Raw genomic sequence first — 14,551 nt, forward strand, 5'->3', positions numbered from 1 at the left:
CTTTCAGCTAGGCAGCGTCCCATCGGAGTTCGTCTTGTCGGTGGGTAAACGCTGCCGATTCTGCGCCGGTAGGTTATGGCTTTGGTAGGTGATCTCGCTGCGCGATCGATTGAGTCGATGATCGATATGGGCGAGAAGAAACAGTTGTGCGGCAAGGAAGACAAAGCAGAACACGATGCCCTTGAGCATGGCGGTGAACTCTGACGTGAAAGAAGTGCCCTTCGCGCAGTGTAGGGCGAAACGGGACGCTCAAATAGATAGCGGCAATGTTTTATTTTACGAGTCACCTGGCAGCGTCAGCGATTTAAGGGGTGCTTTTGTTGTTTTGTATCGATGCGTTGAATTTTGTATATAAACACACTATTCCAATTATCTCAGTTACTTATCGTGTGCTTTTTGTCTGTGCAGGTCGCAAGGTGTGGTCTAGCTTGGTACAGGCAGCATGACTTATGTTTCTGCACAAAGGAGAACGTCATGAAAAGGACAGCATTGGCCATCGCCATCGGCGCCTTGAGCGGCAGCCTGTCAATGGGCATCTTGGCTCAGGAGAGCGGTCAGACGGAGCCGGATCAGGGCCAGATGGGGCAGGCTGAAGGACAGCAGACCCAGCAGGAATCTATGACCCAGCAGGACCCGAGCGGTAGCCAGCAAGGCGGGCAGCAGGGCGATCTCATGTCCATGCCGGTGAGCGAGATCGAGGGTATGCAGGTCGTCAATCAGGATGGTCAGGAGTTGGGCGAGGTCGAGCGTGTCGCCATCAGTAACCAGGACAATCAGGTTTACGCCATCGTCTCGGTCGGCGGTTTCCTGGGGATCGGTGACGAAAGTGTCGCTCTGCCGATCGAGGAAATGAACTTACAGAAGGATCATCTGGTACTCCAGACCAACCGAAGCGAGGATGAACTGCAGCAGTCAGCCGAAGATTACAATGAGGAAGACTACCAGGCCGTCGAGGGCGATACCGCTCTCTCCGATGCGGCTAGTGGTGTGGCATCCAACTAGCCAAAAGACATGACATCGAAGGCGCGGACTAAGCCGCGCCTTTTTGGTGCATCACTGACTGACTCGAAGTCGACATGGCAGACTTCAGTCCTCGCGTTGCTCGAATTCCTCGGCAGCGCGTATCGCTTCGGCTTGGGATTCATGCTCGGAAACGACATTTTCGTTTTCCGGCTGGGATTCGTCGATCACCACCCAGCCAGTGATCTTGTCGTTGAGGTCCTTGGCGGCGAAAACGGGTTCTATACGGGCTTGTCTGGACATGATGCCTCCTTGCTGTCGCTAAATGTCGAAACGTTCAGAACTGTTCGTGGGGAAGATCGCCCGATGCCGGCCGGTTGAGCTCGGTACAGGCACAGCCCTCGTGAACGCAATCCATGCCTTCCGGGTGACCGGCCGCGCAAGCGGTACAACAGTAGACCTCTCCTTCGGAAATCGAGGCCTGCTCGCTGGTGACGGTGTATTCGCAACCTGGGCAGGAGCAGGTTCCCATATCAGTCATTGCATGTCCTCCTGTCGTGACATGGTCTTAGCGTAGAAGCTCAGCCGGAGATTGGAAAAGCCCGAATGCGTGGATGCGTGCCGATTTGGCCTGGCAGAGGAATACATGCAATGCGCGCGTTACAAAAAAAATGGAAGCGGATTGATCTAGGTTATTTTCTTGGATGACGAGCTTCGTTTGTCGCTAGAATGCCTCCTTTATTTTTATGCCTTATCTCATCCATCCGGGGGAGGCCCTGTCATGCTTCGTCGTCTCTCACTGGGCAATCGGTTGGCTCTGGCCAGCGCGGGTCTCGTCATTAGTGCCATTGCCTTGCTTGGTTGGGCGATTTCCCATGAGGTCGAAGATCATTTGCATGACCTGATCGGCTCATCTCTTGCTGAAACCGCCTATCAAATGGCGGACAAGCTGGATCGCAGCATGGCGGCGCGCGTCCATGAGGTTCAATTGCTTCAGGACGTCCACGCCTTGACCGCGGAAATAGACCATGCACATATGCGTGAGCTCATCGAGCAGTTGCAGGCGAGCTATGAGGTGGCGTCCTGGATCGGTATTACCGACCCGGCAGGAACGGTAATTGCCGCCACCGATGGGCTGCTCGAGGGCAACAACATCGCTCACCGTCCGGTTTTCTTGCAGGGGCGCCAGGCACTTTGGGTCGGTGACGTACATGAAGCGGTCATGTTGGCGCAGCTGCTGCCCAATCCTAGTGGTGAGGCGATCAAGTTTGTCGATGTCGCGGCACCGCTCTACGGCGAGGATGGCGAATTCGCGGGTGTCTTGGCCGTTCATCTGAGCTGGGCGTGGGCAGAAAAGCTCAAGGCTTCCATGCTGTCGCCCCGTGAAAAGTCGCAGGATATCGAGGTCGTCGTCGTATCGAGTGATGGTACGGTCTTGCTGGGCCCACACGACCTGCTGGGAGCACCACTGACTTCGTTAGCCTCCGAGGGGACGTTTGGCAGCATCGGTTCGGACTGGTCCGTTGAAACCTGGCCGGACGGCAAGGACTATCTGACCGGACAAGCCAGCAGCGATGGAGAGGGCGTCTTTCCCGGCCTGGGTTGGACGGTCTTGACTCGTCGTCCCGTAGAGGCTGCCTTTGCCCCGTTGCGCACCTTGCAGGTCGAGATCGCAGTAGGCGGTCTTATCGTCGCGCTTTTCGTGGCCTTGGCCGGGTGGGGCATGCTCTCACGGCTGTCGGCGCCGTTGGCCCGGCTTTCCCGCGCTGCCGATGAGGTCAGGAAAGGCGCCGGAGCCAATACGATCCCCCTGGAACTCAGCTCCCCGGAACTCGCCAGGCTGTCGCGTTCGCTGCGCAGCATGGTGGGCCAGATCCTGAACCAGCGTCAGGCCATCGATGAACTCCAGGACATTGCCAATGCCGATCCGCTGACTGGCCTGCCCAACCGTGCCTACTTGACTCGACACCTAGAGCAACGCCTGGGCAAGGCTCGCCAGTTACAAAGAAGCATCGCCTTCCTCTACATGGACCTGGACGGTTTCAAGCGCGTTAACGACACCTACGGCCATTACGCCGGCGATTGGCTGTTGATTGAAGTGGCGAAGCGGCTGCGTGACTGCTTGAGGGGTGAGGATGTCGCCATTCGTTTCGGGGGAGACGAGTTCGTGCTGATCGTCGAGGCGGATAGCGACAAAGCCCGCTGGCTGGTCCAGATGGTGGGCAAGCGCGTCATCCAGGCCGTCTCCGCCCCCGTCATGCTGCCCGACGGCCAGCAAGTGAGCGTCGGAGCCAGTATCGGCGTTGCGTTGTGGCCGGAGCAGGCGGAAACGCCGGACGAGGTCATGGCGTTCGCCGATTCAGCCCTATATGCCGCCAAGGCTGCCGGCAAGGGACGCATATTCCTGTACGGCAGCGAAGGGCAGACACAGGCACTGACCTGAAAAGAAACGCAGCAGCAAGCACCCCCTCAGTCGCACCGCCGGTCAATCGTCGTCTTCGTCGGCAGACGAAGTCTCGAAGGCCCGTTTGTCGTCGGGCAGACGGACGATGTCGCCCAGGGATAGGTCCCCCAACTGCTTCAGACGCTCGCCGCTATTATCGATCAGAGCAACGACCTCGCCGATACTGGTGGCGTCGCGGTAGGCCTCGACGCGCACACGTACGTTCGCGCCCCGGTAACGCCCGCTGACGATGCTGCCGGGGTGGGGCTCGACGTAATCGTTGGGATCCTTGGCATAGTATGACTGGACACTCTGCGTGCCGGGCGTGTCCCATTCGACGTGCTTGTGCATGCTCCCTCCTTGGGTTTGAACGTTGGCTCTCCCAGCTTAGCCGGGCGTTGGGCGTTGAGGAAAGCCCGGTTGGTTGCCATGGGAGGCAAAAAAGAAAGGGGCCCTAAGGCCCCTTTCCAGCGTGCTTGCGTTACCGATTTCAGTTCTTGCTGGCGCGCTTGCGCTCGTTCTCGGTGAGATGCTTCTTGCGCAGACGAATGTGGTTGGGCGTGACCTCGACCAGCTCGTCGTCGTCCAGGAACTCGATGGCCTGTTCCAGCGAGAACTTGACCGGCGGCGTCAGGACGATGTTCTCGTCGTTGCCGGAGGCGCGCATATTGTCGAGCTTCTTGCCCTTGGTCGGGTTGACCACCATGTCGTTGGCGCGGTTGTTGATACCGATCAGCATGCCTTCATAGACCTCGGTACCGTGATCGATGATCAGCTTGCCGCGATCCTGCAGGGCGTACAGCGCATAGGCCAGCGCCTTGCCGGAAACCATCGACACCAGCACGCCGTTGCGACGCTCGATGGAGGCATCGGGCTTGAGCGGGCCGTAGTGATCGAAACGGCTGGTCAGGATGCCGGTGCCCGACGTCAGGGTCAGGAACTGGCCACGGAAACCGATCAGCCCGCGGGCGGGGATGATGAAGTCCAGACGCACGCGTCCCTTGCCGTCGGGGTTCATGTTGGTCAGCTCGCCCTTGCGGTAGCCGAGCTCCTCCATCACCGAACCCTGATGCTGTTCCTCGACATCGATGATGACTTCTTCGTAGGGCTCCTGCTTGACGCCGTCGATCTCGCGGATGATGACCTCGGGACGGCCCACGGCCAGCTCGAAGCCTTCGCGACGCATGGTTTCGATCAGCACCGAGAGGTGCAGCTCGCCACGCCCGGAGACCTTGAACTTCTCCGGAGAATCCCCTTGTTCGACACGCAGCGCCACGTTGTGGATCAGCTCCTGTTCCAGGCGATCCTTGATGTTGCGGCTGGTGACGTACTTACCGTCACGCCCGGCGAAGGGCGAGTCGTTGACCTGGAAGGTCATGGATACGGTCGGCTCGTCGACCGACAACGGCGGCAGCGCTTCGGGCGCGGCGACGTCGCATAGCGTATCGGAGATCGCCAGATCGTCGATGCCGGTAATGCAGATGATGTCGCCGGCGGTGGCCTGCTCGGTCTGCACGCGCTCGAGGCCCATGTGGGTCATGACCTGACCGATCTTGCCCTTGCGGGTAGAGCCGTCACGGGAGATCACCGAGACCTGCTGGCCGGGGCGCACGCTGCCGCGCTTGATGCGGCCAAGGCCGATGACGCCGACATAGCTGTTGTAGTCCAGCGCCGAGATCTGCATCTGGAACGGTGCGTCGAGCTCGACGTTGGGCGGCTCGACGATGTCGACGATGGACTGGAACATCGGGGTCATGTCGTCGGCGAGCTGGTCCGGATCGGGACCGGCAATGCCGTTGAGCGCCGAGCAGTAGATGATCGGGAAGTCGAGCTGCTCGTCGGTGGCGCCCAGGTTGTCGAACAGATCGAAGATCTGGTCGATGACCCAGTCGGGACGTGCACCGGGACGGTCGATCTTGTTGACCACGACGATCGGCTTGAGGCCTTGGCTGAACGCCTTCTGGGTAACGAAGCGAGTCTGCGGCATGGGGCCGTCGACGGCATCGACCAGCAGCAGGACCGAGTCGACCATGGACATGACGCGCTCGACCTCGCCACCGAAGTCGGCGTGCCCGGGGGTGTCGACGATATTGATGTGGTAGGCGCGTTCGTCGGGGGCCTGCCAGCGGATCGCGGTGTTTTTGGCCAGGATGGTGATACCGCGTTCCTTTTCCTGGTCGTTGGAGTCCATGATGCGCTCCTGGCCCTCGGTCTTGCGGTCCAGGGTTCCGGACTGCTGGAGGAGCTTGTCGACCAGGGTGGTCTTGCCGTGGTCGACGTGGGCGATAATGGCGATGTTGCGAAGATTCTCGATCACGACGCGATCCTGCTGGGAAATAGGGGGCGCATTATAGTGGCTGAGCTATGGCTACTGCCACTCCCATGACGGGTAGTTGCGGGAAAAGTCGCCCATCGATGGCAAAAGCGCAGTCAAAATGCGGCTTTGCGCGTTGGGTTTCGTGCCGACGCAGGTCGGACGAGGGATGGGCGATAAGCGAGTGGTGCCTATGACAGGCGGCTAGGGGAAAGGTTCCGCCGAATGCCGAAGCATAGCGTGTCAGAGAGATGCGACAGGCAGGTTACAACTTGCCAAGCAGGTAATCGAAAAGCCTGCCGGGGCTGTGGGCTATCGGCTGAGCGATGGCGATGCGCGGCAAGGCCAATGGATTGCTGCGATGATTCAGCCAGCCGCCGTCGCCGGCCAGGGCAGCTTGGATACCGCAGCGCTGGACGACTTGTTGGATTCGGGCGCTAGGACGTTCGTCGGGATAGGCGAGCACCGGTAGCGGTTCGCGACATAGGCGCGCCAAGGTGCGTCGGGAGCGCTGGACCTGCCAGCGGATACGTTCGTCGCTCTGCCATTCGAAAGCGGTGAAGTCGACACCACGCGCCCCGAAGCGAACCAGACCGCCCGATTCCAGGCGGCGCATGCTGAACGCGTCGATGCCCAGGTGGGGTTGGTCGAGTTCCTGGCAGAGTTGCTGAGCGACCATGTTCAGACGTTGCGGATTCACCTGGCCGAGCTGCATGAAGTAAGCCAGCAGAGCGCGACTGTAGGCGTCGTTGGGATGGGACGGCGGCATGGGCGGCAAGGGCAGGCCGGCATCGCCCATGGCTTCGCGGATGCGCTGCGCATTGCCTGCCTGCCATAGACCTTCGCCGATCACCTCGCGCCAATGGCCGCCGGGGCGCCCCAGCCAGGCAGTATTGACGAAGATGCTGGCAGGAATGGCGTAGTGCTCCAGCAAGGGAGCGGCGACGTCGGCATTGTCGCGCCAGCCCGCGTCGAAGGTCAGGGCGATGCGTGCCTTGGGATCGTGGTGGGCCTGCATGGCCGTGGGCAGGCTGACCAGCCGGGCCACGTCGCAGAGTGCGACCAGCAGGCGCTCGAAGCTCTCCGGACCCAGGCACCATGGCGCCCGATGGGGCAGGCGGGCCTCCTGCTCGCTGGGCAGTACCCGGTGCAACATGATGATGGCGCTGCGTCCCCACAGGGGCTCGGCCAAGCTACGCCGCCAGTGGCCTCGCAAACGCTGGGCCAGATCCTGGGCAAGATCCAGGCCGTTCATAGGCTCTCTCCTTGAGCCGGGAACGTCTCCCTCATCAGGGTTTTCTCCCGGTCACGCGCCGACGCGCTTCCTAGGTCCAGTTTAAGACGCTCTATGCCAACCTGCCTAGTTGGCGTGTTGCATGTCCCCGTTGGGGTGGTGTTGCAACACCCGGGCATGACAGGCCATGAGCCTGCCGGCCAGGTCACGCTCGGCTTCGTAGTCCAGTTCGGGGTCGAAACCGCCGACGCGCTCGAACCAGGTGCGCCTGATCGCCAGCGCCATGGTGCGTCCCGTGGGGTGATAGAAACGTGCCAGCCAGGGCGGAAGACGGCTCTGTGTCGTCAGGATGACGGCATTCCAATGGTCGTTGAGGGCATCTTCGATATGCACGAACCACCCGGGCGGGACTTCAGCCGAGGCATCGATGAATATCAGAGCCTCGGCCTGCACGGTATTGGCGATGGTGTTGTAACGCTGCCCGCGCGGCCCGTTAGGCAGTTTGACGATACGCGCCGCGTATTGCTCGGCCAGGGTAACGAGACGTGAGCGTACCCTGTCGGCAATCAGGACGATGTCGACGGCGCCTTGCTCGTGGTTCATGGCTCTGGCGATGGCTCGCAGGCATCGACCGAGACGCGAGTAGCCGCGACGCGCATCGATGATGACGCAAAGGTGTTTCATTGTTTGGCGACCTGAAGTCCGGTACGGGGCCGGCTGCCGTGACATGGGCACAGGCCGCCTGTGGGTCACGATAGACATAGACGTTTCCTTACGTCCTGAGCCTCACTGGGATTCCTGCCCGAGGCTATGTAATGAAGGGTAGTCGTTGGTTTCAAAGAGTTTCAATGTTTGCGCGACTGATTTTTGAAAACGCGAGGACTGGTTTTCTTATGTGTCACCGCATGAGTAGGATAATTATCGCCGGCTCGGGAGGCGTAAAGGGGTTTTTTCAGTCACGAGGACATGTGCCGATCGCCCCTGCGCACCAATATTGTGCATTTGCTGAATTTAATGTTTCAAATGAGTGCGCTCAAGAAGTGAATGCACCTGCATGAGGCGGGGTGGAGCACTTTCGGTGCTACTTGGTGAAGCAGGATCTCTCGCTTGTTTTTATTTATAAACAAAGGCTTATTTTAATTTTCAGAAACGTTGCGCCAATTTGGCACGCCTTCTGCATCTCAATCGCCAGATTGGGCATGTCATGGGCAATATTGACTCGGCATGCTACAAAGTGACGCTGGACACGCAAGCCATCGATTCGAGCCTTGGGCTCATTAGTGGAGGACATCATGTCTGAGAAGACACTCGCCCTGATTGAGGAACACGACGTCAAGTGGGTTGACCTGCGCTTCACCGATACCAAGGGTAAAGAGCAGCATGTGACGATTCCGGCAAGCGCCGTCGACGAAGAGTTCTTCGAAAACGGTCAGATGTTCGATGGCTCCTCCATCGAAGGCTGGAAGGGCATCAACGAATCCGACATGATTCTGCGCCCTGAAGACGGTACCGGTTTCCTCGACCCGTTCACCGAGGACTCGACGCTGGTGCTGCGTTGCGACATCATCGAGCCGGCCACCATGCAGGGCTACGACCGCGACCCGCGCTCCATCGCCAAGCGTGCCGAGGCCTACCTGAACACTACCGGTCTGGGCGACGTGGCCTTCTTCGGCCCGGAGCCGGAGTTCTTCATCTTCGACGAGGTGCACTGGAAGTCCGACATTCAGGGCTCCATGTACAAGATCACCTCCGAAGAGGGTGCCTGGTCTACCGACGCGACCAAGCTCGAAGGCGGTAATCTCGGGCACCGTCCGCGCGTCAAGGGCGGCTACTTCCCGGTCCCGCCGGTCGACAGCTTCCACGACATTCGTAGCGCGATGTGCAACACCCTCGAGGCCATCGGCCAGTCGGTGGAAGTCCATCACCATGAGGTGGCGAACGCCGGTCAGAACGAAATCGGCGTCAAGTTCAACACCCTGGTCAAGAAGGCCGACGAGGTTCAGGAACTCAAGTACGTGGTTCACAACGTGGCCCACGCTTACGGCAAGACCGCGACCTTCATGCCCAAGCCGCTGGTCGGCGACAACGGGTCTGGCATGCACGTTCACCAGTCTTTCTGGAAGGAAGGTCAGAACCAGTTCGCGGGCGATGAGTATGCCGGTCTCTCCGAGATGGCGCTGTACTACATCGGCGGTATCATCAAGCACGCACGTGCCCTGAACGCCTTCACCAACGCTTCCACGAACTCCTACAAGCGTCTGGTGCCGGGCTTCGAAGCGCCGGTCATGCTGGCCTACTCGGCGCGTAACCGCTCTGCTTCCATCCGTATCCCGTATACCGCCAGCCCGAAGGGCAAGCGTGTCGAGTGTCGCTTCCCCGATCCGACCGCCAACCCGTACCTGGCCTTCGCGGCGATGCTGATGGCGGGTATCGACGGTATCAAGAACAAGATCCATCCTGGCGATGCCATGGACAAGAACTTGTACGATCTGCCGCCGGAAGAGGGCAAGAAGGTGCCGACCGTGGCCAACAGCCTCGATCAAGCGCTGGAAGCTCTCGACAAGGATCGTGCGTTCCTGACCGAAGGCGGTGTGTTCACCGACGATATGCTCGATGCTTACATCGAACTCAAGGGTGAAGACGTCGAACGCCTGCGCATGACCACACACCCGGTCGAATTCGATCTGTACTACAGCTGCTAAGCAGCGACGACGTCCGCTCCCGTAGGGATGACGTGAATGAAGGGCTCCGCATTGGCGGGGCCCTTTTTTACGTTACACTACGGCTACGTTCGTCAGGCGCCGGTCATCGGCTCGCGGTCATCGAGGAGAAGGTCATGTGGCGATTGTCTTCCCTATTGCTGGGAATCCTGCTGCCCTGGGCCAGTCTCGAGGCGGCAACGGTCTACCGCTATACCGATGAGCAGGGCAATGTAGTCTTTACCGACCAGCCTCGCGGCAACAGCGAGCGGATCAAGCTCGAGCCTCTGACTGTCGTCCCGTCCCTCAATGTCGAAACCCCGGCGGCCAGCTCCGTACCGCAACGCAATGACACCGGTCAGGCCGAGCGCTCGTCTCGCTTGAGGAACAGCGAAAGTCGCCCTGGCGCACCCTTCATGCCCTATTCCACGTTCCAGATCGCGTCCCCGCAGGATGAAGCGACGTTACAGACCGGTTATGGCGGCAATGTGCAGGTCGAATTGGATATCGATCCCGACCTGCGCCCGGACCACCGCGTGCGGCTGTTGGTCGAGGGCGAAATCAGCCAGTCGGCGATGCATACCAAGGCATTCATGCTCACCAATTTGAACCGCGGTGAGCACGTGCTTCAGGCTGAATTGCTGGATGCCGCCGGGCAGGTGCGTCATCGCAGTGCGCCGGTGACGCTGTACGTACATCGCGCCAGCGTCAATTCGCCAGCCAATCCCAGCGATCTGAGTGGCTTGCCGCTGAACGATTCCGGTCGCTGAGTTCCCGCAGGGCTGCCCGTTTTTGTTGCAATCGTCGACAGGTGGTTGTGCGTGATGGGGCATGGTGCGTTGTGCTATGCACCGTTATGGTGCGCACATGATCAGGCAGACTGCCGCGGGCTCCGCAAATACGCTGCATCCCTAGATGGCGCGCTTCTTGCAATGACTAACCCGAAGGGAAGCCATTATGCGGAACAAGGCCATGTATCAACGCTTGCTGGAACATTTGACCACCGCCGTGGTGACTCTGGACGGGGCATTACGGGTGCGCTGGTTGAACCCGGCCGCCGAGGCGCTGCTGGCCGTGAGTCTGAGCCGCGTGCAGGGTGCCCGGCTCGAGAGTCTGGAGGGGGAAAACGGCGCCGTTGCCGAGCTATTGGGCAAGGCATTGGACGAACAGCACCCCTTTACCCAACGTGAGGCGGTCTTGATCCTGCCCGGCGGCGAGGCGACGACGGTGGATTTTACCGTGACGCCGCTGAGCGAGAGCGAACTGCTGCTGGAGATCGAGCCGCGCGATCGGCTGATGCGTATTTCCCGCGAGGAAGCGCTGATAGCGCGCCAGGAAACCATCAAGGTGCTGTCCCGCGGCCTGGCCCACGAAATCAAGAACCCGTTGGGCGGTATTCGCGGCGCAGCGCAGTTGCTCGAGCGTGACTTGCCCAACCCGCAACTGGCGGAGTTCACCCGCATCATCGTCGAAGAGGCCGACCGGCTGCGCGATCTGGTCGATCGCATGCTCGGCCCCAACAACCTCGTGCATCACGAGGCGCTCAACATTCACCAGGTCATCGAGCGTGTCCGTGCCCTGCTCGAGGCGGAGCATCCCCGGGTGGATTACGTCCGCGACTACGACCCCAGCCTGCCCGAGCTGCGTGGCGACGACGCCCAACTGATCCAGGCGGTACTCAACGTGGCGCGCAATGCCGTGCAGGCCATGGAAGAGAGCGACACTGAGCATCCGCAACTGATTCTGCGCACTCGGGCGCGTCGCCAGTTCACCCTGGGCGCCGAGCGCCACCGACTGGTCTGCGAGGTGGCAGTGATCGACAACGGTCCAGGAATTCCCGCCACCCTGCGCGAGACGCTGTTTTTCCCCATGGTGTCGGGGCGCGCCGAAGGCAGTGGCCTGGGGCTGTCCATCGCACAATCGATCCTTCATCAGCACCAGGGCCTGATCGAGTGCGACTCGCACCCTGGATGTACCGAATTCCGTTTGATGATTCCGCTGGAGACGCACTGATGAGACTGGTCATTACCGCGTTGCGCTTGTCTGCCTTGCGTTCCGCCCGTCCGCTGGAGGCTTTATGACCGACACCGCCCGCATCGTTATCGTCGACGACGACCGTGCCATCCGCTGGGTGCTCGAGCGTGCCCTGGCGCAGCCGGATCTCGAGGTCACTAGCTTCGATCGCGCCGATACGGCGCTCGACGACCTCGTTCGCCATCCCCCCGACGTGCTGCTCACCGATATTCGTATGCCGGGGCTCGGCGGGCTCGAGCTGATGGCCAGGATCCGCGAGAGCAACCCCGACATGCCGGTGATCGTGATGACCGCGCATTCCGACCTCGACAGTGCGGTGGCTTCCTACCAGGGCGGTGCCTTCGAGTACCTGCCCAAGCCCTTCGACGTGGACGATGCCCTGGCACTGGTGCGCCGTGCCGTGGCGCATGCCCGTGAACGCCGGGCGCCGGCCGCTGTGCCGGAGGGGCTGTCCGCCGAGATCATCGGCGAAGCGCCGGCCATGCAGGAGGTCTTCCGCGCCATCGGCCGCCTGTCCCACTCGCACATCACCGTACTCATCAACGGCGAGTCGGGGACCGGCAAGGAGCGCGTGGCTCAGGCATTGCATCAGCACAGCCCGCGCCGCGCCAATCCCTTCATTGCACTGAACATGGCGGCGATCCCCAAGGACCTGATGGAGTCCGAGCTGTTCGGCCATGAAAAAGGAGCCTTTACCGGGGCGACCGCGCAGCGCCGCGGCCGCTTCGAGCAGGCCGATGGCGGCACGCTGTTCCTCGACGAGATCGGCGACATGCCGCCCGATACCCAGACCCGCCTGCTGCGCGTACTGGCCGATGGCGAGTTCTATCGGGTCGGCGGCCATACACCGGTCAGGGTCGACGTGCGTATCATTGCCGCCACCCACCAGAATCTCGAGCGACTGGTCGAAGACGGCCGCTTTCGCGAGGATCTGTTCCACCGCCTCAACGTCATTCGTGTCCACCTGCCGCGCCTGGCGGAGCGCCGCGAGGACATTCCGCGGCTGGCCCAGCACTTCCTGGCCGAGGCGGCCAAGGAGCTTTCCACCGAGACCAAGGTGCTGACCAGGGATGCCGAGGAACACCTGACCCGTCTGCCATGGCCGGGTAACGTCCGCCAACTGGAAAACACCTGTCGCTGGCTGACGGTAATGGCCTCGGGGCGTGAAGTGCTGGTCGACGATCTGCCCCCCGAGTTGCGCGACGTCGAAGGCACCGAGACGGCCAGCGGCGACTGGCGTAGCGCCTTTCGCGAATGGGCCGACCGGGCACTGGCCGCTGGGCATACGCATCTGCTGGAGGAGGCGGTGCCCGACTTCGAGCGCATTCTCATCGAGACGGCACTCAAGCATACCGGGGGCCGCAAGGGCGAGGCGGCCGAGTTGCTGGGTTGGGGGCGCAACACGCTGACGCGCAAGGTCAAGGTCTTGCTGCCGGCCTTGGCGGAGGACTGATGCCATGAAAATTGCCGGTTTGGGGCTGTCGGCCTGCCTCTGAGAGGGTTTATCCGCTACGCTCAATAGGCGCCTCGCGACGGATAATTTATGCCTGACGGCCCTGTGCTGAGCGCTGCTGTGCCAGGGAGTCGTCATGGAGCGTAGAGTTGAGCGCGGCGCCGATTACCTTCAAGATGAGGGACGGCACGCGATGCCGGTCGTAGCGGGAAGCAAAGTTCATTCAAAGGGAGGAGACCAGGACAATGACCGATTTTGCCAAGCTTCTGGGGGACGAGGCCGACAGCCTGCTCAATCACACCTGTACCGGCTTCAAGAAGGAAGATCTGTACCTGCCCGGACCCGACTATGTCGACCGGGTACTGATCGACAACGACCGTAGCCCACATGTGCTGCGCAACATGCAGACCCTGTTCAATCACGGCCGCCTGGCCGGCACCGGCTATCTCGGCATCTTGCCGGTGGATCAGGGCATCGAGCATTCGGCTGGCGCCTCGTTTGCCCCCAACCCGATGTATTTCGACCCCAAGAACATCGTCGAACTGGCCATCGAGGGCGGCTGCAACTGTGTCGCCTCGACGCTGGGTGTGCTGTCCTCCGTGGCGCGCCGCTATGCGCACAAGATTCCGATGATGCTCAAGCTCAACCACAACGAGACGTTGACCTACCCGGCGATCTACGACCAGACCATGTTCGCTCAGGTCGAGCAGGCCCATGAGATGGGCTGTGTCGCCGTCGGCGCCACCATCTATTACGGCTCGCCCGATTGCCGCCGTCAGATCCAGGAAGTCAGCGAAGCCTTCGAACGCGCCCATGAACTGGGCATGGTCACTGTGCTGTGGTCGTATCTGCGCAACGCCGATTTCAAGAAGGACGGCACGGATTATCATGTGTCGTCGGACCTGACCGGGCAGGCCATCCACCTGGCTGCCACCATCAAGGCCGATATCGTCAAGCAGAAGCTGGCCGAGACCAACCACGGTTATCGCACGATCGGCTTCGGTCATACCCATGACAAGGTCTACGACGAGCTGACCTCGGATCATCCCATCGACCTGGCCCGCTATCAGGTTGCCAACTGCTTCATGGGGCGTGCCGGGCTGATCAACTCGGGCGGCGGCTCGAAGGGCCATTCGGACCTCGGTGAAGCCGTGCGTACGGCGGTGATCAACAAGCGCGCCGGCGGCATGGGCTTGATCTCCGGACGCAAGGCCTTCCAGAAGCCGATGAAGGAGGGCGTCGAGCTGCTCAACGCCATCCAGGACGTCTATCTCTCGAAGGACATCACCATCGCCTAAGATGGGAGGGATTCGTGAGATGGCTGCAACGGCCCGGCTCTGCCGGGCCGTTTGCCGTTGCAACGCGACCGATCGTCACCGGCCGTGGCCGCTGAGAGGGCCACGGCGTATCATGA

General features: G+C 61.0%; 14 protein-coding genes. 7 read left to right on the top strand and 7 right to left on the bottom strand.

Annotation, left to right across the window (positions count from 1 at the left end):
* Window positions 1-3: 3 nt before the first annotated feature.
* Window positions 4-189, bottom strand: coding sequence for a hypothetical protein (locus MHM84_RS09190; protein WP_239265144.1), 186 nt, complete (start codon window positions 187-189; stop codon window positions 4-6).
* Window positions 190-474: 285 nt separating this feature from the next.
* Between MHM84_RS09190 and MHM84_RS09195 the strand changes: the two genes are divergently transcribed.
* Complete coding sequence (locus tag MHM84_RS09195) at window positions 475-1,002, top strand: PRC-barrel domain-containing protein (protein WP_239265147.1); 528 nt, start codon at window positions 475-477, stop codon at window positions 1,000-1,002.
* A gap of 84 nt (window positions 1,003-1,086) precedes the next feature.
* Here MHM84_RS09195 and MHM84_RS09200 read toward each other — a convergent pair whose 3' ends face one another.
* Both MHM84_RS09200 and MHM84_RS09205 read right to left on the bottom strand, forming a co-directional pair.
* Window positions 1,087-1,263, bottom strand: coding sequence for a hypothetical protein (locus MHM84_RS09200; RefSeq protein ID WP_166671043.1), 177 nt, complete (start codon window positions 1,261-1,263; stop codon window positions 1,087-1,089).
* Between the two features lie 34 nt (window positions 1,264-1,297).
* The gene (locus MHM84_RS09205) at window positions 1,298-1,501 is read right to left on the bottom strand and encodes a metallothionein (protein ID WP_239265150.1); all 204 of its coding nucleotides are present in this window, start codon (window positions 1,499-1,501) and stop codon (window positions 1,298-1,300) included.
* Window positions 1,502-1,741: 240 nt separating this feature from the next.
* Between MHM84_RS09205 and MHM84_RS09210 the strand changes: the two genes are divergently transcribed.
* Window positions 1,742-3,403 carry a diguanylate cyclase gene (locus MHM84_RS09210; protein ID WP_239265154.1) on the top strand — a complete coding sequence of 554 codons (1,662 nt, stop codon included), beginning with the start codon at window positions 1,742-1,744 and terminating at the stop codon, window positions 3,401-3,403.
* 42 nt (window positions 3,404-3,445) lie between these two features.
* On the opposite strand, the gene MHM84_RS09215 is transcribed toward MHM84_RS09210, so the two are convergent.
* The 4 genes from MHM84_RS09215 to MHM84_RS09230 all read right to left on the bottom strand — a co-directional run bounded on the left by MHM84_RS09215 (window position 3,446) and on the right by MHM84_RS09230 (window position 7,635).
* A complete protein-coding gene (locus MHM84_RS09215) occupies window positions 3,446-3,754 on the bottom strand; it encodes a hypothetical protein (RefSeq protein ID WP_239265156.1) in 309 nt (102 codons plus the stop codon).
* Between the two features lie 139 nt (window positions 3,755-3,893).
* Window positions 3,894-5,720, bottom strand: a complete 1,827-nt coding sequence (gene typA, locus MHM84_RS09220; protein ID WP_239265158.1) for a translational GTPase TypA — start codon at window positions 5,718-5,720, stop codon at window positions 3,894-3,896.
* Window positions 5,721-5,982: 262 nt separating this feature from the next.
* A complete protein-coding gene (locus MHM84_RS09225; RefSeq protein ID WP_239265160.1) occupies window positions 5,983-6,972 on the bottom strand; it encodes a polysaccharide deacetylase family protein in 990 nt (329 codons plus the stop codon).
* 105 nt (window positions 6,973-7,077) lie between these two features.
* Window positions 7,078-7,635, bottom strand: coding sequence for a glycosyltransferase family A protein (locus tag MHM84_RS09230; RefSeq protein ID WP_239265162.1), 558 nt, complete (start codon window positions 7,633-7,635; stop codon window positions 7,078-7,080).
* Between the two features lie 608 nt (window positions 7,636-8,243).
* Here MHM84_RS09230 and glnA point away from each other — a divergent pair.
* From glnA to MHM84_RS09255, 5 genes are all read left to right on the top strand, one after another.
* The gene (gene glnA, locus MHM84_RS09235; RefSeq protein ID WP_239265164.1) at window positions 8,244-9,653 is read left to right on the top strand and encodes a glutamate--ammonia ligase; all 1,410 of its coding nucleotides are present in this window, start codon (window positions 8,244-8,246) and stop codon (window positions 9,651-9,653) included.
* A 134-nt stretch (window positions 9,654-9,787) separates the two neighbouring features.
* On the top strand, window positions 9,788-10,420 hold the full coding sequence (locus MHM84_RS09240) for a DUF4124 domain-containing protein (RefSeq protein ID WP_239265166.1): 633 nt from the start codon (window positions 9,788-9,790) through the stop codon (window positions 10,418-10,420).
* Window positions 10,421-10,622: 202 nt separating this feature from the next.
* A complete protein-coding gene (gene glnL, locus MHM84_RS09245) occupies window positions 10,623-11,663 on the top strand; it encodes a nitrogen regulation protein NR(II) (RefSeq protein ID WP_239265168.1) in 1,041 nt (346 codons plus the stop codon).
* Window positions 11,664-11,727: 64 nt separating this feature from the next.
* Window positions 11,728-13,137: a nitrogen regulation protein NR(I) gene (glnG, locus tag MHM84_RS09250; protein WP_239265170.1), complete on the top strand. Its 1,410-nt coding sequence runs from the start codon at window positions 11,728-11,730 to the stop codon at window positions 13,135-13,137.
* A gap of 245 nt (window positions 13,138-13,382) precedes the next feature.
* A complete protein-coding gene (locus MHM84_RS09255; RefSeq protein ID WP_239265172.1) occupies window positions 13,383-14,435 on the top strand; it encodes a class I fructose-bisphosphate aldolase in 1,053 nt (350 codons plus the stop codon).
* Window positions 14,436-14,551: the final 116 nt, after the last annotated feature.

The sequence above is a fragment of the Halomonas sp. McH1-25 genome (assembly GCF_022348165.1).
Lineage (GTDB): Bacteria > Pseudomonadota > Gammaproteobacteria > Pseudomonadales > Halomonadaceae > Modicisalibacter.

Excerpts from the sequence above, each read along its gene's own strand:
- MHM84_RS09190 (WP_239265144.1), bottom strand. The coding sequence starts at position 189 with ATGCTCAAGGGCATCGTGTTCTGCTTTGTCTTCCTTGCCGCACAACTG.
- MHM84_RS09215 (WP_239265156.1), bottom strand. The coding sequence starts at position 3,754 with ATGCACAAGCACGTCGAATGGGACACGCCCGGCACGCAGAGTGTCCAG.
- glnL (WP_239265168.1), top strand. The coding sequence starts at position 10,623 with ATGTATCAACGCTTGCTGGAACATTTGACCACCGCCGTGGTGACTCTG.
- MHM84_RS09205 (WP_239265150.1), bottom strand. The coding sequence starts at position 1,501 with ATGACTGATATGGGAACCTGCTCCTGCCCAGGTTGCGAATACACCGTC.
- MHM84_RS09195 (WP_239265147.1), top strand. The coding sequence starts at position 475 with ATGAAAAGGACAGCATTGGCCATCGCCATCGGCGCCTTGAGCGGCAGC.
- MHM84_RS09230 (WP_239265162.1), bottom strand. The coding sequence starts at position 7,635 with ATGAAACACCTTTGCGTCATCATCGATGCGCGTCGCGGCTACTCGCGT.
- glnA (WP_239265164.1), top strand. The coding sequence starts at position 8,244 with ATGTCTGAGAAGACACTCGCCCTGATTGAGGAACACGACGTCAAGTGG.
- MHM84_RS09200 (WP_166671043.1), bottom strand. The coding sequence starts at position 1,263 with ATGTCCAGACAAGCCCGTATAGAACCCGTTTTCGCCGCCAAGGACCTC.
- MHM84_RS09240 (WP_239265166.1), top strand. The coding sequence starts at position 9,788 with ATGTGGCGATTGTCTTCCCTATTGCTGGGAATCCTGCTGCCCTGGGCC.
- glnG (WP_239265170.1), top strand. The coding sequence starts at position 11,728 with ATGACCGACACCGCCCGCATCGTTATCGTCGACGACGACCGTGCCATC.
- MHM84_RS09225 (WP_239265160.1), bottom strand. The coding sequence starts at position 6,972 with ATGAACGGCCTGGATCTTGCCCAGGATCTGGCCCAGCGTTTGCGAGGC.
- MHM84_RS09210 (WP_239265154.1), top strand. The coding sequence starts at position 1,742 with ATGCTTCGTCGTCTCTCACTGGGCAATCGGTTGGCTCTGGCCAGCGCG.
- MHM84_RS09255 (WP_239265172.1), top strand. The coding sequence starts at position 13,383 with ATGACCGATTTTGCCAAGCTTCTGGGGGACGAGGCCGACAGCCTGCTC.